Source organism: Rhizobium sp. AP16, assembly GCF_000281735.1.
GTDB lineage: Bacteria > Pseudomonadota > Alphaproteobacteria > Rhizobiales > Rhizobiaceae > Rhizobium > Rhizobium rhizogenes.
In genome coordinates this window covers 102,947-119,001 of the sequence record NZ_AJVM01000073.1, presented here as the reverse complement: position 1 = coordinate 119,001, position 16,055 = coordinate 102,947, and the positions used below count along the sequence as shown (strand labels likewise).

Genomic DNA, 16,055 nt, shown 5'->3' with positions numbered 1-16,055 from the left:
GGATGGGATCGACTTTCCTGCGTCTCGCGGTAGATTAACGCGTCGGATGGTTTCGCGCGCTGATTGGGGATGATCGGCACCATCCGCAACACTGGTCTACCAAGGGGGATGGTTGGATATGGCTCTGGCAGAAAATTTGCGCCCGTTCGACGGCGGACAGACGTTTCAACGTGCGTCGTTCACCGGCAACGCCAAGGAATATTTCGGTATCTGGATCGTCAATGTTTTGCTGACGATCATCACCCTGGGCATCTACTCCGCCTGGGCGAAGGTTCGGCGCAACCGCTATTTCTGTGGCAATACAGCGTTGCTCGGGCATACATTCGAATATCACGCCAAGGGCAAGCAGATTTTCATTGGCCGCCTGATCGTCTTCGGGTTTCTGATTATCTCGCAGATCGTCACGACTGTCGCGCCGCTCGCGGCGCTGATCGTCACGCCGCTGCTGATCCTCGCTTTCCCCTGGTTTCTCATGCGCGGTCTGCGCTTCAACGCCCGCGTGACGAGTTATCGCAACGTGCGGTTCGATTTCGTCGGCACCTACGGCGGCGCTTTCAAGGCTATCTTTCTAGGCGGCCTCGTTACGATCGTCTCGGTCGGAATTCTTGCGCCCGTCGCTGCCCGCTGGTTCTATCGGTATGTTTTCGACAATCTGCGTTACGGCGACCGGCCATTTTCGACCAACCTGACATTGGGCGGATTCTACAAGGCGCTCGGTATTGCCATTGCGGTCGCTCTGATTGGCCTCGTTGTTCTCGCCGGCTTGGCTTTCGCGATCTCAGGGACATCGCCCGAGGCTGCCATGTCCGGATCGATGGGTACGGTAAGTGTCTGGCATTGGGCCATCATTGGATTTGTGCTCGTCTATGCCATCGCCGGGCTTTTCTATCGGGCCATGGTGCGCAACATCGTGTGGTCGGCGACCATGATCGACCGCCGTCACAGTCTCCTTAGCGATCTTGGTCGCCGGCGTTATGCATGGATTGCGATCTCCAATGTGATCGTCACATTTGCAACCCTCGGCCTGATGCGCCCCTGGGCGGCGGTGCGCCTGCAACGTTATCTCGCAGAGCATACCGCCATCCATGTCGACGGTGACATCGGCGTGGTGATCGATCAGGTCCGCTCGAGCGGCAACGCCATCAGCGCGGAATATCTCGATGTCGATGGTTTCGACTTTGGCTTCTGATGGACCAGTGATCGCGGCGGGCCTCTGGCATCCGCCGCATTCCAGCCGCGCCATTCCGGCGCGGTTGGTTGATATGGGCGGTTCGCTGACCGTCTTGTCGGACGAGGAGGATGAGAAGGACAAGCGTCTCGCCTGGGGCATCCGCTCCGACATTGAGATCAGCCCGCGCGTCGGCTCGATTCCCCGCCGTATCGTGTTCGGTAACGAATCCGTTTTCGAAACGCGCGACAATGACGCGATCGACGTCTATCTCCAGGGTCGAGGCGAGAAGCGCAGCGGTTTCGTGCATCGGCTGGAGATTGTCCGTCCGCGGATGATCGCTTTTGCCGTCGCGACGATCGTGCTTGCATCGACGATCTATCACTATGCCTTGCCGGCGCTGGTGGAGGTCGCGGTGCTGGTGACGCCGCCGGTGGTGCCGGAAATCATGTCGGCGGGCACGCTGAAGACGCTGGACCAGACGGCTCTCAGCCCGAGCAAGCTTTCCGAGGACAGGCGCAAGGACATCTCGGATCGGTTCGAAAAGATTGCGGCCCAGGCCGAGGGCGGCGCCGGTCGCTACAAGCTGAACTTCCGCGATGGCGGTATCATTGGCCCGAACGCCTTCGCGCTGCCGGACGGAAATCTCGTCCTCACCGATCAGTTGGTCGATCTTGCCGGCAGCGATACCGAAATGATCACCGCCGTTCTCGGCCACGAGATCGGCCATGTCGAATACAAGCACAGTCTCCGCCAGCTGTATCGCGCCGCCGGCGTTGCCGGCCTGGTGATGCTGATTGCCGGCGATGTCGGCTCCGGCGTTCAGGATGTGCTGACCCAGGGCGGTGGTCTCTTGGCGCTTTCCTATTCCCGTTCGGCAGAAGCCCAGGCCGACCGTCGTTCGGTCGAGTTGATGCAGGCGGCCGGCATGGATCCAACAGCTCTGTCGCGTTTCTTCGATTTCCTGGAGACCAAACTCAACGATCACTCCGACACCAGCATGCTGTCGACCCATCCGGGCACGCCGGAACGTAAACAGGCTATCCTCGACTATGCCAGGGAGCTCAACGACAAAAAAGTGCAGTCCTGAAAACCGGTCTTGATCTGGTTGGCAGCATCAGAATAACGTGAATGTAAATTTCATATTTTGGAATTGTTCCAAACTAAGAAACGCACTATATAGCTCTCGACCCGCACTTTGCGGCTTCGATTCCAGGAGATCGGCATGCGCCTGACCAAGCAGACCAACTACGCAGTGCGTATGCTCATGTATTGCGCCGCCAACGAAGGCTACTTGAGCCGCATCCCGGAAATTGCCAAGGCCTATGGTGTTTCCGAGCTGTTTTTGTTCAAGATTCTGCAGCCGCTGACCAAGGCGGGCCTTGTGGAAACCGTGCGTGGCCGCAATGGCGGCGTGCGCTTGGGCAAGCCACCGACCGATATCAGCCTGTTCGACGTCGTCCGGGTGACCGAAGACAGCTTCGCCATGGCGGAATGCTTCGAAGACGGTGCCGTCGAGTGCCCGCTGGTCGATAGCTGCGGCTTGAATTCGGCGCTGCGCAAGGCGCTCAACGCCTTTTTCGACGTGCTGACGGAATATTCCATCGACGACCTCGTCAAGGCCCGCCCGCAGATCAACTTCCTGCTCGGCCTGGACGAGCTGGATCACAGGGGCATCGCCAAGAAGATGCCGATCACGGCACCGGCCGCCTGATCCCGCTTTTTAAGTCGCGTGTATTTTCAATCCGCGGTTGCCTGAGGCAGCCGCGGATTTTCCTTTGTATAGTTGCACAATATTGTAACGAGCCGTTGGTAATCTCGAAGAGGAAAACGTGAGATTCTTCGAAAAAGTATCCCAGATACGCGCGTAATATCCAGATTGTTGCCTATGCAGGGCATTTTTTGTGCAAAAATTTCCAAACTCCACGATTTGGAAAAATTTTAGGCGGCCCATGTTGCTTTCATACATTAAATAGCGTTCCATCGGCCCGATCCGGATAGGAACCTCTGGGAACCACGGCTTCAAAAGAAGAACAAACCTGGGAAACGACATCATGAAAAAGATCTCTGTCCTCTTGGCAGTGACCGCCTTGGCTTCCGTCATGGCGACGTCCGCCTGGTCGAAAACGCTTGTTTACTGCTCGGAAAGCTCGCCGGAGGGTTTTGACCCGGGAATTTACACTGGCGGCAACACTTTCGATGCCTCTTCGCGTACGGTCTATAGCCGTCTCGTCGAATTCAAGCATGGCAGCACCGAAGTTGAGCCGGGCCTGGCCGAAAGCTGGACGGTTTCCCCCGACGGCAAGGAATACACCTTCAAGCTCCGCAAGGGCGTGAAGTTCCAGGTGACCGACTTCTTCACCCCGACGCGCGATCTTACTGCCGACGACGTCATCTTCTCCTTCGAGCGCCAGCTCAAGGAAGACAGCCCGTGGGCCAAGTATGTCGCCGGTGGTTCCTACGAATATGCAGACGGCATGGGCTTCCCCAAGCTGATCAAGTCGATCGACAAGGTTGACGACCTCACTGTCAAGTTCGTGCTGAACCGTCCGGAAGCACCGTTCATCGCCGACCTCGCGATGGATTTCAGCTCGATCCTGTCGAAGGAATATGCGGACAAGCTCCAGGCCGACGGCAAGATGGCGCAGATGAACCAGCAACCGCTCGGCACTGGCCCGTTCACCTTCGTCGCCTACCAGCCCGACGCCGTCATCCGCTACAAGGCGAATGAAACCTATTTCAAGGGCAAGGAAAAGATCGACGATCTCGTCTTCGCGATCACGCCCGATGCTTCCGTCCGCGCGCAGAAGCTGAAGTCCGGCGAATGCAACATCATGCCTTACCCGAACGCCGCCGACATCAAGGACCTGAAGGCCGATCCGAACCTCAAGGTTCTCGAGCAGGCCGGCCTGAACGTCTCGTACCTCGCCTACAACACGCTGGTTGCACCGTTCGATAAGGTCGAAGTACGCAAGGCCATCAACATGGCCGTCAACAAGCAGGCGATCGTCGACGCCGTCTTCCAGGGCTCGGGCACGGTTGCAACCAACCCGATCCCGCCGACCATGTGGTCCTATAACAAGGACGTCAAGGACGACGCCTACAGCCCAGACGAAGCTAAGAAGCTGCTTGAAAAGGCCGGTGTCAAGGATCTCAGCATGAAGATCTGGGCGATGCCGGTATCGCGTCCCTACATGCTCAACGCGCGCCGCGCCGCCGAGCTGATGCAGGCGGACCTTGCCAAGATCGGCGTCAAGGTCGAGATCGTCACCTATGACTGGGCTCAGTACCTGAAGCTCTCCTCCGCCAAGGACCGCGATGGTGCGGCTATCCTCGGCTGGACCGGTGATAACGGCGACCCGGACAACTTCCTTGATACGCTGCTCGGCTGCGACGCCGTCGGCGGCAACAACCGCGCTCAGTGGTGCAACAAGGAATTTGACGATCTGGTAAAGAAGGCCAAGCAGACCGCTGACGTCAAGGAGCGCACCAAGCTCTATGAAGAAGCCCAGGTCATCTTCAAGCGCGAAGCACCGTGGATGACCATCGACCATTCGGAAGAATTCATCCCGATGACGAAGAATGTCTCCGGTTACGTTCAGGACCCGGTCGGCGTTCACCGCTTTGACGGCGTCGATATCGCCGAATAACAAAAAATCTGTGAGAATGCCCGGCTAAGACCGGGCGACCCGGCGGTCAGGCACTTTGCCTGACCGCCGGAAAAATTTGGACACCTGTCATGTTGCGATTTCTTTTCAGCCGCCTTGCGGTGCTGATCCCGACATTCCTCGGCGTATCGATTATCGCCTTCTCCCTCATCCGCCTGCTTCCGGGCGATCCTGTCATGCTGCTGTCGGGCGAACGGGTCATGTCGCCGGAGCGGCACGCCCAGATCACGCACGATCTCGGCTATGACCGCCCGATGGTCGTCCAGTACGGCAGTTACATCTGGAAGGCGCTGCACGGCGATCTCGGCGCCTCGATCACCACCAAGCGTGATGTACTGACCGACTTCTTCACCTTCTTCCCGGCAACGCTGGAACTGTCGATCTGCGCCATGATCCTGGCGATCTGTCTTGGCATCCCGGCCGGCGTTTTCGCCGCCGTTAAGCGGGGGACATGGTTCGACCAGAGCGTCATGGGTGTGGCCCTCATCGGCTATTCCATGCCGATCTTCTGGTGGGGCCTGCTGCTGATCATCGTCTTCAACGGTTATCTGCACTGGACGCCGGTTTCGGGCCGCATCGGCCTCATTTATTTCTTCAAGCCGATCACCGGCTTCATGCTGATCGACAGCCTCCTGTCCGGTCAGAAGGGCGCCTTCGCCTCGGCGCTCAACTCGCTGATCCTGCCGACGGTCGTGCTCGGCACCATTCCGCTCGCCGTCATCGCGCGGCAGACGCGCTCGGCGATGCTCGAAGTGCTGGGCGAGGATTATGTCCGCACGGCGCGCTCCAAGGGTCTCTCGCCGCTGCGCGTCGTCTCCGTGCATGCGCTGCGCAACGCCATGATCCCGGTCGTTACCACCATCGGCCTACAGGTCGGCGTGCTGCTCGGCGGCGCCATCCTGACGGAAAGCATCTTTTCCTGGCCGGGAATCGGTAAGTGGATGATCGACGCCGTCTCAAAGCGCGATTATCCCGTGGTGCAGGGCGGCCTGCTGTTGATCGCCGGCATCGTCATGCTCGTCAATCTCGCCGTCGACCTGCTCTACGGCTTCATCAATCCACGTATTCGTCACTAGGAGCGGCCCATGAGCACGGTCAGTGTCAAGTCCGACCGCCCCTCCGCTCTTGCGGAGTTCTGGTATTATTTCTCGCGAAACAAGGGTGCCGTCATCGGACTGGCGATCTTCGTTTTCGTCCTGTTCCTGGCGATCTTCGCCGGCATCGTCGCCCCGCATGACCCGGATGCCGCCTATGGCAGCGCCATGCAGCGCCTGCCGCCGTTCTGGTCGGAAGGCAGCAACAGCAGCTTTCTTCTCGGCACCGATGCCAATGGCCGCGACCTTCTCTCGCGTCTGATCTACGGCACGCGGTTCTCGCTGTTCATCGGCCTCGTGGTCGCCTCGCTTTCGGCGCTTGCCGGCATCCTGATCGGCCTCGTCGCCGGTTATGTCCGCGGCCGCACCGATACGATCATCATGCGCGTCATGGACATCATCCTCGCCATCCCCTCGCTGCTGCTCGCCCTCGTGTTGGTGGCGATCCTGGGGCCGGGCCTGACCAACGCGATGATTGCGATCTCGATCGTCAACCAGCCGCATTTCGTCCGCCTGACGCGTGCCTCGGTGATGGCCGAGCGCGACAAGGAATATGTCATCGCCTCGCGCGTTTCCGGCGCCGGCCCGCTGCGCCTGATGTTCAAGACCATCCTGCCGAACTGTCTCGGGCCGCTGATCGTGCAGGCGACGCTTGCCTTCTCCTCCGCGATCCTCGATGCCGCCGCTCTCGGCTTTCTCGGCCAGGGCGCGCAGCCGCCGACGCCGGAATGGGGCACGATGCTGGCGGATTCGCGCGAATTCTTCCAGAGCAACCCCTGGCTGGTCACTTTTCCCGGTCTCTGCATCCTGATCACGGTTCTCGCCATCAATCTGATGGGCGACGGCCTGCGCGATGCCTTCGACCCGAAGCTGAAGAGGTCGTAATGGCACTTCTCGATATTGAAAATCTCACCGTCGAATTCCAGACCGCTTCCGGCCTGTTCCGGGCGGTGGACGGCGTATCGCTCACCTGCGACAAGGGGGAAATCCTCTCGATCGTCGGCGAATCCGGCTCCGGTAAGTCCGTCTCCATGCTCGCTCTGATGGGGCTTCTGCCCTGGACGGCGAAGATCACCGCAGACCGCATGATGTTCGACGGCAAGGACCTGCGCGGTATCTCCCCGCGGCAGCGCCGCAAGATCGTTGGCAAAGACATGGCGATGATCTTCCAGGAGCCGATGTCGAGCCTCAATCCGTGCTTCACGGTCGGCTTCCAGCTTGGCGAGACCCTGCGCATCCACATGGGCCTCGACCGCAAGGCCCGCCGCGAGCGCTCGATCGAGCTTCTGAATCTCGTCGGCATCCCGGCGCCTGAAGATCGCCTGTCGAACTTCCCGCACCAGATGTCGGGCGGCATGAGCCAGCGCGTTATGATCGCCATGGCGCTTGCCTGCAATCCGAAACTGCTGATCGCCGACGAGCCGACCACCGCGCTCGACGTGACCATCCAGGCGCAGATCCTTGATCTGCTCGTGCGCCTGCAGCAGGAGCAGGGCATGGCGCTGGTGCTGATCACCCATGACATGGGCGTGGTGGCCGAGACCGCCGAGCGCGTTCAGGTGCAATATGCCGGCCAGAAGGTCGAGGAGCAGCCGGTCAAGGCGCTGTTCCGCGATCCGCATCATCCCTATACGGCCGCACTTCTTTCGGCTCTGCCGGAGCGTGCGATTGTCGGCCAGCGCCTGCCGTCGATCGCCGGCGTCGTGCCCGGCCAGCATGATCGTCCCACGGGCTGTCTTTTCGCGCCCCGCTGTTCGTTCGCGACGCCCGATTGCGATCGCGGCGTCAAGCGTCAGGGCATCGAACTCGGCGTAACGCTCTGCAACTATCCGCTGGAACACGGCAAGCCGCTCGGTCATCCCGGCCTTGTCGCCACGCAAACAGCAGGAGGTGCCGCATGACCGGCGCTGTTCTCGAAGGGCGCGATCTCGCCCGCTTCTACACCGTCAAGCGCGGCAGCTTCAAACCGGAGGCGACCGTCAAGGCGCTGAACGGCGTCAGCTTCAGCCTGCAGTCTGGCCGCACGCTCGCCGTCGTCGGCGAATCCGGTTGCGGCAAGTCGACGCTTGCCCGTCTGGTGACGATGATCGAACACCCGACGTCAGGCGAATTGCTGATCGACGGCAAGCCGGCGAAGATTGGCGACCGCAGCCTGCGCAGCGCCGTGCAGATCGTCTTCCAGAATCCTTACGGTTCGCTCAACCCGCGCCAGAAGGTCGGTTCCATCCTTGAGGAGCCGCTGAAGATCAACACCGATGACGATGCCGCCACTCGCCGCAGCAAGGCCGAGGCCATGATGGCGCGTGTTGGCCTGCGTCCGGAGCATTACGATCGCTATCCGCACATGTTTTCCGGCGGCCAGCGCCAGCGCATCGCCATTGCCCGCGCGCTGATGTTGCGGCCGAAGGTGCTGGTGCTGGACGAGCCGGTTTCGGCGCTTGATCTCTCGATCCAGGCACAGGTGCTGAATCTCCTGATGGATCTGCAGAAGGAGATGGGCCTTGCCTATCTCTTCATCTCGCACGGTCTCTCGGTGGTACGTCACATCGCCGATGACGTCATGGTGATGTATCTCGGCCGCCCTGTGGAAACCGGCACGGCGGAAGAGGTCTTCACCCGCCCGCGCCATCCCTATACCGCAGCCCTTCTGTCGGCGACGCCGATCGCCGATCCGGATCGCGAGAAGAACCGTATCCGCCTGCAGGGCGAGCTGCCGTCGCCGCTCAACCCGCCGACCGGCTGTCATTTCAATCCGCGCTGCTGGCGTGCTCAGGATAAATGTCGTCAGGTCATGCCGGAGCTGACGGGCGAGGGAACACACAAGTTTTCTTGCTTCTTCCCGCTGGATTGATCCAAGTTGCGAATCAGGCAGGGCCTTGGCGGCTTTGCCTGATTCATGGCCATTCGTTCAGGGCGGACTCAATGCACGACACACAAAGCACCTCTCTCGCCATTATCGTCATGGGCGTCAGCGGCAGCGGCAAATCCTCGATCGGCGAAAAGGCGGCTGCTCGGCTCGGCCTGCGCTATGTCGAGGGGGACGCGTTGCATCCCGCTGCCAATGTCGAGAAGATGAGCAAAGGCATTCCCTTGACGGATGAGGACCGCTGGCCCTGGCTCGACGTGATCGGTCAGGAGATTGCCGCGAGCCTCGCCAAAGGCGAGGGCATCGCCGTTTCCTGCTCGGCATTGAAACTTGTCTATCGCGAGCGCCTGCGGGGTGCCGCAGGCGGGCATCTCTATTTCATCTATCTCGACGGCTCGAAGGAATTGCTGACCAGGCGCATGGGCGAACGCAAGGGCCACTTCATGCCGTCGTCGCTGCTGGAAAGCCAGCTCCGCACGCTGGAAGTGCCGACCGGCGAGCCCGGCGTCGTCACGGTCAGCATCGACGATACCATCGACGGTATTGTTGAGGCCGCGCTCAAGGGCCTCGCCGCGATCCGTTGAATTCCCTCGATATCAGGGCGCGAACCGGTCCGGCGCATAGGCCGAGATATCGATAAAGGGCGTTTCGCCGGTGATGAGTTCGGCAAGAACGCGGCCGGTCACCGGTCCGAGTGTCAGGCCGTGATGGGCATGGCCGAAGGCGAACCATAGGCCGTTATGGCGTGGCGCCTTGCCGATGATCGGCATCATGTCCGGGGTGCAGGGGCGGGCGCCCATCCAGGGTTCCGCATCGAGCCGCTCGCCGAGCGGAAAGACGGTGCGAGCGACGGCTTCGGCGCGGTCGAGCTGCACCGGTGTCTTCGGCGCGTCACGGCGCGCGAACTCGGCTCCGGTCGTCAACCGGATGCCTCGGCTCATCGGCGCCATCAGGTAGCCGCGCTCCGCATCCAGTACCCAATTGTTGAGGACGGCGTTGCCCTCGGCGGCGTAATGCATGTGATAGCCGCGCTTGACGCCGAGCGGGAAGGCATAGCCGAAACGCTTCGTCACTTGGTCCGCCCAGGGACCGAGCGCGACGACAACATCCTCGGCTTCGATCGAGCCCTCCGCCGTCACCATTTTCCAGCTTGAGCCGGACAGGCCGAGCGAGACGGCGTCCCCGGTCGTCACGCGGCCGCCGATGCTTTCGAAATATTTGCGATAGGCGGCGGTCAAGCCGTGCGGGTCGAGCACCGACCAAGGATCGCGCCAGCGCAGGGCACCTGAGAAACTGTCCTTCAGATGCGGCTCCGATGTCGCCACGTCCGCGCCGGTCAAAGCGTCGGAGGCGATGCCGAATTCGCGATTGAGACGCTCGGCCTCGGCAAATTCCGCATCGCGTTTCTCGTTCGAGCGGTAGAGCTCGATCCAGCCGTCTTTGCGGATGAGTTCCTCGGCATGCGAGGCCTCGATGAGGTCGTTATGCTCGCTGATTGAATGGGCGATGAGCGGCGCATAGGCGCGCGAGATCATCTCATGTCGCTTGGTATTGGAATTCCACCAGTAGCGGGCGAGGAAGGCGATCTGGCTCGGCAGCGCCTTGAGGTGATAATGCGCGTCGATGCGGTTGTTGAAGGCGTAGCGCAGCAGCAGGCCGAATTGCTGCGGAAAACCATAAGGGACGACGCCCTCGCGCTGGATCAGGCCGGCATTGCCGAAGGAGGTTCCCTGACCGGGCGGCTTGCGGTCGACGAGGGTCACCTGACGCCCACGCCGCTGGAGGTGGATGGCTGTCGATACGCCGACAATGCCCGCGCCGAGCACGATTGCGTCTTTTGTCATGATCCCCTGCTATCCGCATGCGTGTTTTTTCACCCGATCCCGAAAGGCGCTCAGCCCCTTCCGGGATCATGCTTCAAGCATCGAAAATGCCTGCCAAAATGCTGCGGTGCAAATGAAAAATACGATCACGCCATGGCCTGATCCAGGGCCGCATTCTCGGCGCGGATGCGTATCGTCAGGATGGCGGCGTTGAGCAGCGAGAAGACGACGGCATGGAGCGGCAGGCCGAAGGCAAGCGGCAATACGGCGATCTCGCCGACCACCACCGCATAGTTCGGATGGCTGAGAAAGCGGTAGAGGCCGCCCGTTACCAGCGGTGCTCCCGGCAGCACGATGATCCGCGTCGTCCAGCGACCTTTCAGCGTTGCCAGCACCCAGACGCGCAAGCCTTGCAGTACCATGAAGATGACAACCCAGACCGGGACGACCGGCCGCCCGGTCGCGAAGAGCCATAGGCTGACGAGCCAGGCGGTATGCATCGCCACCATATAGGGGTAATGCCCCGGCGCGATTTCCCGGCCGCCCTGTGCGAGAAGGGCAGCGGTGTTGTGCCGGGCATAGATCAGTTCGGCAAGCCGCTGCAGGGTGACGAAGGTCAGAAGTGCGATGGACGGCCAGAACATCAGGCGACCCTCTTCAGTGTGATGCAGCTTGCCGTAAAGCCAGGCCCCATGGCGATCATCGCCGAGCGGCTTGGTAGGCCGGCAAGAATGGCGCGCTCCAGCACGAAGAGCACCGTCGGCGACGACATGTTGCCGTAGTCACCGATCACCTCGCGCTCGATATCGAGCGAGCCGGGTTCAAGGCTGAAGGCCGTCTCCAGCGCCTGCAGCACCTTGGTGCCGCCGGGATGGCAGATGAAGCGGTCGATATCCGGGATCGCAAGGCCCGCGCGCTCGAGAATGCCGGCGACGGCGGGCTTGATATTCGCCTCGGCAAAGGGCGGCAGCGATTGTTCCAGGATGATGCCGAAGCCGGTGTCGTCGATCTTCCAGCCCATGATGCCGAGCGTATCCGGGAAGAGATGTTCCCCCGTCGATTCGATCTCGGCAAGACCCTCGCTGCCGGTCCGCAGGATGCAGGCAGCCGCGCCGTCGCCGAACAGCGCCGTGGCGATGATATTCGGCCGCGTCAGCTCGTCCAGCCGGAAGGCGAGGGAGCAGAGTTCGATGGAGACGAAGAGCACGATGGCGCCTGGACGGCTCTTCGCCATGCGTGAGGCGATGGCAAGGCCAGAGACGCCGGCGGCGCAACCCAGCCCGAAGACCGGCACGCGCTCGATATCGGAACGGAAGCCCATTTCGCGGGCTAGCCGCGCCTCGAGGCTCGGCGTCGCAAAACCGGTCGAGGATACGGTGACGATGCAATCGACCTCTTCGGCCCGAACACCGGCGCGGTCCAGCGCCTTGGTCGTTGTTTCCTTGAAAAGCTGGCTTGCGACCTCGGCATAGGCTTCCATGCGGTCCTGCCAGCCATGCGGCTGTTCGAACCATGAGAGCGGACGGGCGGCATGGCGTTTGCGGATGCCAGCGCTTTCGAACACGCGGGCAAGATGCTTGAAATCGCGGAATCGATCTGAAAACAGGCGGCCGGCGGTCTCGGTGGCTTCCGATTGGTGGATGATATTGTCGGGTGTGGCAACGGCCAGACTGACAAGCTTGACGGTATCGGTCACATTCTTCTCCTTGCGACCCTCGGCGGGGTACGCAGGAGGAAACACGCCATCGTCAGCACTTATTCGGAGCCTGCCGGTCACGAAAGAGTGACGATGAGAGACGAATCCGAGCCCGAGAAAAAATATCTGATGGCTTCGAATAAAATGAACGGATGGCGTGTTCTCCCATCGCAACGTTCATTTTGCCAAGGAGCAATTCCATGACCACCACCGCTTTCCGTCTGGCCTCGGCCGCTCTCGGCGCCTGCCTCACCCTCGGCACCTTCGCTGTTCCGGTGTTCGCCGCCGGCGACGATTCGAGCACGACGCCGACCTGCAAGAAGGGCGAGATCTATGACCAGAAGACCAAGAAATGCGTGAAGCAGCAGGGCGCCAACATCACCGACGAAAACCGCGCCGACTATGCCTATTCGCTGGCCAAGAAGGATCATCGCTATGAAGAAGCGCTGGCCGTTCTCAACACCTTGCAGAATCCGGATACGGCGGAAGCGCTGAACTATCGCGGCTATGTCACCCGCAAGCTCGGCCGCACGGATGAAGGTATCTCCTACTATAAGAAGTCCGTTGCCATGGACCCGAAATACACGCTGGTTCGCGAATATCTCGGCGAAGCCTACGTCATCAAGGGCCAGATTGATCTCGCCAAGGATCAGCTCAGCACCATCAAGGCGCTCTGCGGCAATACGACCTGCGAAGAATATCAGGATTTGAACGAGGCCATCCAGAATCCGTCGAGCCTCTGATGTCTGGTCGGACTTGAGATGGCCGGCATAAGCAGTGAGCATCGAAAGGGATATCCGGGTGTCAGTCGCTCATTCCACGATTTCTGCTTATAGTCGGACACGATCGGAGCCGTCGGCAAGGCCGGCGGCTCCCGAAGAACGGAACCTCGCGGAGGGTGCCATAGCGAGCGAAGAGGATATCAGGGCAGGCCTGTCGCAGCATCTGACGCGACTCTGGCGCTATGCCGTCGTGCTGTCGCACCAGCGCGACGTGGCGGATGATCTGGTGCAGGCAACCTGCGTCAGGGCGCTGGAGCGCGCGCATCAGTTCATCGCGGGGACGCGGCTCGACCGCTGGCTGTTTTCGATCCTGCACTCGATCTGGCTGAACGAGATCCGGTCCCGCCGGGTGCGTATGGGGCAGGGCTTCGTCGATGCCGACGAGGCGCTGGTTTTCGACGGCGCGCGCGAGACGGAGACGCATATTTTGGCGGGCCAGGTGCTGAAGCAGGTGCAGGCGCTGCCGGAGGCGCAACGCACCGCAGTTTTCCTCGCCTATGTCGAAGGACTGTCCTACCGCGAGGTGGCGGAGGTTCTGGATGTGCCGATCGGAACGGTGATGAGCCGGCTGGCGGCGGCGCGGGCGAAGCTCGCGGATGGCATGGGGCCGGCGGATGGGGCGCGGCTCGGGGATGGGCGACTGGGGAACGGACATGAGTGAACAGGACAACAGAAACATGCCCTCGGACGAACAGCTCACCGCCTTCATCGACTGCGAACTGGAGGCTGCCGAGCATGACAGGATCGAAAGACTGATCGAAAGCGACGCCAAGGTGGCGGAACGCTTCGATCTCCTGTTGCGCAGCGATCTCCCCTTCCACGAGGCATTCGAACCGCTGCTTGCCGCTGCCCCGGGTGCCAAGCTGGATGCGATGCTTGCCGCAATCCCCTCCGCCGATGCAGAGAAGAATGCCGCGTCCGGCGTCAGCCGCCGTGGCTTCCTGGGTGCAATTGCCGCTTGCCTGGTCGTGGGCATCGCCATCGACCGCGCTGTGATCGGCATCAGCCATCGCCTTGCCAAGCCGGATGAGGGCAGCGAATGGCGCGCCGTCGTGGCAGAATATCTTTCCCTCTATACGCCGGATACGCTGAGCGGACCCGCTGGGGACCGGACTGAGCAGGTTGCGCAATTGAACGAGGTCGGCTCGAAGGTGGGTCTCGCCCTGACGCCAGAAGCCGTCGCGATCCCAGGTATCGATTTCAAGCGCGCCATCTTGCTGAACTACGATAGCAAGCCCTTGGCACAGATCGCTTATCTCGATCCCGAGAGCGGGCCGATGGCGCTTTGCATCACCCCTTCGACCACGGGCGCTTCCACTCCGGATATGGAAAACCGCCGTGGCATGAATGTCGTCTATTGGTCGGATACCGCACACGCCTTCATGCTGATCGGCCATTTGCCGATCGACCGGATGAAGGCGCTGGCGGACGACGTCCGGAGCAGGCTGACGGCCTGAGATCAATCCTGCCTTGCAGTGAAGAGCTGCCCTTCAGCGCAAGCCGCAGTCTTGCGCTGATGGTGTCGTCTCTTCCGGTGGTTGATGCCTGATCGGAAGAATCCGGGACGGCTATCCTATGATCTGGCGCGGCAGCACGAGGTCGGAAACCTTGTAGATGTGAAACTCGCTTTTCGAGACGGTATCCAGTTTCTTGAATTTTTCCACGAAGGCCGGATCGGAAAAGAATTCGTCGACATTGTTCTCGTCGCGGATCGCCTCGATATTCACGACGGTTTGGCCGTCGGTGCTTTTCGACAGGTTACTCCACAGAAATCCTTCCTTCCGTTCCGCGACATAGTGCACGACGTCCTGGATGATTTTGAATGCTTCTTCCTGCTTGCCCGGATGGGCATGTATGACGTTTACGACGAACACGGTGGGCTGGGAGGCGAATTGGAATTCGGCTTTTTGGGGATGGGTCACGCGATCTCCGTTCAAAGGATTGTCCGGCGGAATTTGCCGTCGTTGCGAGAGATAGCCCGCGACAGAGGCCGAAAAAATGGGCTAGAAATCCGCAGATAACGGACACTGACGTCCGCAATGGATTTCTCACCATGGACAATATCGCCGCGTTGAATGTCTTCGTGATTGCAGCGGAAACCCGCAGTTTTGTCCGCGCTGGAGAGGTACTTGGTGTTTCCGCGTCGGCCATCGGCAAGACCATGGCCCGGTTGGAGAAAAGGCTCGGTGTGCGCCTGTTTCACCGAAACACCCGCAATATCGCGATCACCGCCGAGGGCATCATGTTCCTGGAGCGTTGCAGGCGAATTTTCTCCGAGATTGAAGCGGCGGAACAGGAGCTTTCGCAAACCATCGCCGCGCCGCGCGGCTGGCTCCGCGTGAGCCTGCCCCTTGCCGGCATGCTCTTCATGCCGACGATCACCAAATTCATGCGGGCCTTCCCGGACGTGATGATCGACCTCGATTTTACCGATCGGCTGGTCGATGTGATCGAGGAAGGGTTCGACGCCGTGGTGCGAACGGGCGAAATCACCGACAGCCGCCTGATGGTGCGAACATTGGGGAGGTTTTCCCATCGCATCGTCGGGTCGAAGGAATATTTTGACCGCTTCGGAATCCCCAAAGTGCCGGAAGACCTGTCCGCGCATCTGTGTCTTCACCACAAATATCCATCGACCGGCAAGCTGGAACGCTGGCCACTGCGCCACGATGCCGGCGCGGGAAAACTGGAACTGCCTGTATCGTCGATGGCAAGCACGCTCGAACCGCTGATCAATATGGCCGAGGCTGGGCTTGGCGTTGCCTGTCTGCCGCTCTTTACCATCGGCGGGCAAATCGCCGATGGAACGCTCGTTTCCGTTTTGGCCGACCATGTCGAGGATGTCGGCGAATTCCGCGTCCTCTGGCCGTCGAGCCGTCAGCTGTCACCGAAAATACAAGCCTTCGTAAAGTTCATGGCGGAAAATCTGTTTCGTCCCTAATGGCCGCCATCTCGGGC

General features: G+C 60.8%; 17 protein-coding genes. 13 read left to right on the top strand and 4 right to left on the bottom strand.

The features are described 5' to 3' along the window. Window positions 1-118: 118 nt before the first annotated feature. The 9 genes from PMI03_RS24820 (at window position 119) to PMI03_RS24780 (ending at window position 9,380) form a co-directional block, all read left to right on the top strand. Window positions 119-1,189 carry a YjgN family protein gene (locus PMI03_RS24820; protein ID WP_007700025.1) on the top strand — a complete coding sequence of 357 codons (1,071 nt, stop codon included), beginning with the start codon at window positions 119-121 and terminating at the stop codon, window positions 1,187-1,189. Then, on the top strand, window positions 1,161-2,258 hold the full coding sequence (locus PMI03_RS24815; protein ID WP_007700022.1) for a M48 family metallopeptidase: 1,098 nt from the start codon (window positions 1,161-1,163) through the stop codon (window positions 2,256-2,258). The genes PMI03_RS24820 and PMI03_RS24815 overlap by 29 nt, the downstream gene beginning before the upstream one ends. 135 nt (window positions 2,259-2,393) lie before the next feature. Beyond that, complete coding sequence (gene rirA / locus PMI03_RS24810; RefSeq protein WP_007700019.1) at window positions 2,394-2,882, top strand: iron-responsive transcriptional regulator RirA; 489 nt, start codon at window positions 2,394-2,396, stop codon at window positions 2,880-2,882. Window positions 2,883-3,222: 340 nt separating this feature from the next. Continuing rightward, window positions 3,223-4,818 carry an ABC transporter substrate-binding protein gene (locus tag PMI03_RS24805; protein ID WP_007700016.1) on the top strand — a complete coding sequence of 532 codons (1,596 nt, stop codon included), beginning with the start codon at window positions 3,223-3,225 and terminating at the stop codon, window positions 4,816-4,818. A gap of 89 nt (window positions 4,819-4,907) precedes the next feature. Further along, entirely contained in the window at window positions 4,908-5,912 is a 1,005-nt protein-coding gene (locus PMI03_RS24800; RefSeq protein WP_007700014.1) for an ABC transporter permease subunit, read from the top strand. Window positions 5,913-5,921: 9 nt separating this feature from the next. Then, complete coding sequence (locus PMI03_RS24795) at window positions 5,922-6,815, top strand: ABC transporter permease subunit (RefSeq protein WP_007700011.1); 894 nt, start codon at window positions 5,922-5,924, stop codon at window positions 6,813-6,815. Beyond that, window positions 6,815-7,831, top strand: coding sequence for an ABC transporter ATP-binding protein (locus tag PMI03_RS24790; RefSeq protein WP_007700008.1), 1,017 nt, complete (start codon window positions 6,815-6,817; stop codon window positions 7,829-7,831). The genes PMI03_RS24795 and PMI03_RS24790 overlap by 1 nt, the downstream gene beginning before the upstream one ends. Continuing rightward, window positions 7,828-8,781 carry a peptide ABC transporter ATP-binding protein gene (locus PMI03_RS24785; RefSeq protein ID WP_007700004.1) on the top strand — a complete coding sequence of 318 codons (954 nt, stop codon included), beginning with the start codon at window positions 7,828-7,830 and terminating at the stop codon, window positions 8,779-8,781. Before PMI03_RS24790 ends, PMI03_RS24785 begins: the two co-directional genes overlap by 4 nt. Window positions 8,782-8,852: 71 nt before the next feature. Then, window positions 8,853-9,380 (top strand): gluconokinase, encoded by a 528-nt coding sequence (locus tag PMI03_RS24780; RefSeq protein WP_007699999.1) that lies wholly within the window; start codon window positions 8,853-8,855, stop codon window positions 9,378-9,380. 12 nt (window positions 9,381-9,392) lie between these two features. Here PMI03_RS24780 and PMI03_RS24775 read toward each other — a convergent pair whose 3' ends face one another. The 3 genes from PMI03_RS24775 to PMI03_RS24765 all read right to left on the bottom strand — a co-directional run bounded on the left by PMI03_RS24775 (window position 9,393) and on the right by PMI03_RS24765 (window position 12,315). Further along, on the bottom strand, window positions 9,393-10,640 hold the full coding sequence (locus PMI03_RS24775; protein WP_007699996.1) for an FAD-binding oxidoreductase: 1,248 nt from the start codon (window positions 10,638-10,640) through the stop codon (window positions 9,393-9,395). A gap of 125 nt (window positions 10,641-10,765) precedes the next feature. Beyond that, on the bottom strand, window positions 10,766-11,263 hold the full coding sequence (locus PMI03_RS24770; RefSeq protein ID WP_007699993.1) for an isoprenylcysteine carboxyl methyltransferase family protein: 498 nt from the start codon (window positions 11,261-11,263) through the stop codon (window positions 10,766-10,768). Further along, a complete protein-coding gene (locus PMI03_RS24765) occupies window positions 11,263-12,315 on the bottom strand; it encodes a type III polyketide synthase (RefSeq protein WP_007699990.1) in 1,053 nt (350 codons plus the stop codon). The genes PMI03_RS24770 and PMI03_RS24765 overlap by 1 nt, the downstream gene beginning before the upstream one ends. 200 nt (window positions 12,316-12,515) lie before the next feature. On the opposite strand from PMI03_RS24765, the gene PMI03_RS24760 reads away from it, so the two are divergent. From PMI03_RS24760 to PMI03_RS24750, 3 genes are read left to right on the top strand one after another with little or no spacing between them, the layout of a single operon-like run. After that, window positions 12,516-13,058, top strand: coding sequence for a M48 family metallopeptidase (locus tag PMI03_RS24760; protein ID WP_007699986.1), 543 nt, complete (start codon window positions 12,516-12,518; stop codon window positions 13,056-13,058). Window positions 13,059-13,116: 58 nt separating this feature from the next. Beyond that, on the top strand, window positions 13,117-13,758 hold the full coding sequence (locus tag PMI03_RS24755) for an RNA polymerase sigma factor (protein ID WP_007699982.1): 642 nt from the start codon (window positions 13,117-13,119) through the stop codon (window positions 13,756-13,758). Window positions 13,759-13,774: 16 nt separating this feature from the next. Next, entirely contained in the window at window positions 13,775-14,554 is a 780-nt protein-coding gene (locus tag PMI03_RS24750; protein WP_007699979.1) for an anti-sigma factor, read from the top strand. 111 nt (window positions 14,555-14,665) lie between these two features. Here PMI03_RS24750 and PMI03_RS24745 read toward each other — a convergent pair whose 3' ends face one another. Further along, on the bottom strand, window positions 14,666-15,019 hold the full coding sequence (locus tag PMI03_RS24745; RefSeq protein WP_007699976.1) for an antibiotic biosynthesis monooxygenase: 354 nt from the start codon (window positions 15,017-15,019) through the stop codon (window positions 14,666-14,668). A gap of 131 nt (window positions 15,020-15,150) precedes the next feature. Between PMI03_RS24745 and PMI03_RS24740 the strand changes: the two genes are divergently transcribed. Continuing rightward, the gene (locus PMI03_RS24740; protein WP_007699973.1) at window positions 15,151-16,038 is read left to right on the top strand and encodes a LysR family transcriptional regulator; all 888 of its coding nucleotides are present in this window, start codon (window positions 15,151-15,153) and stop codon (window positions 16,036-16,038) included. The last annotated feature ends 17 nt before the right edge of the window (window positions 16,039-16,055 follow it).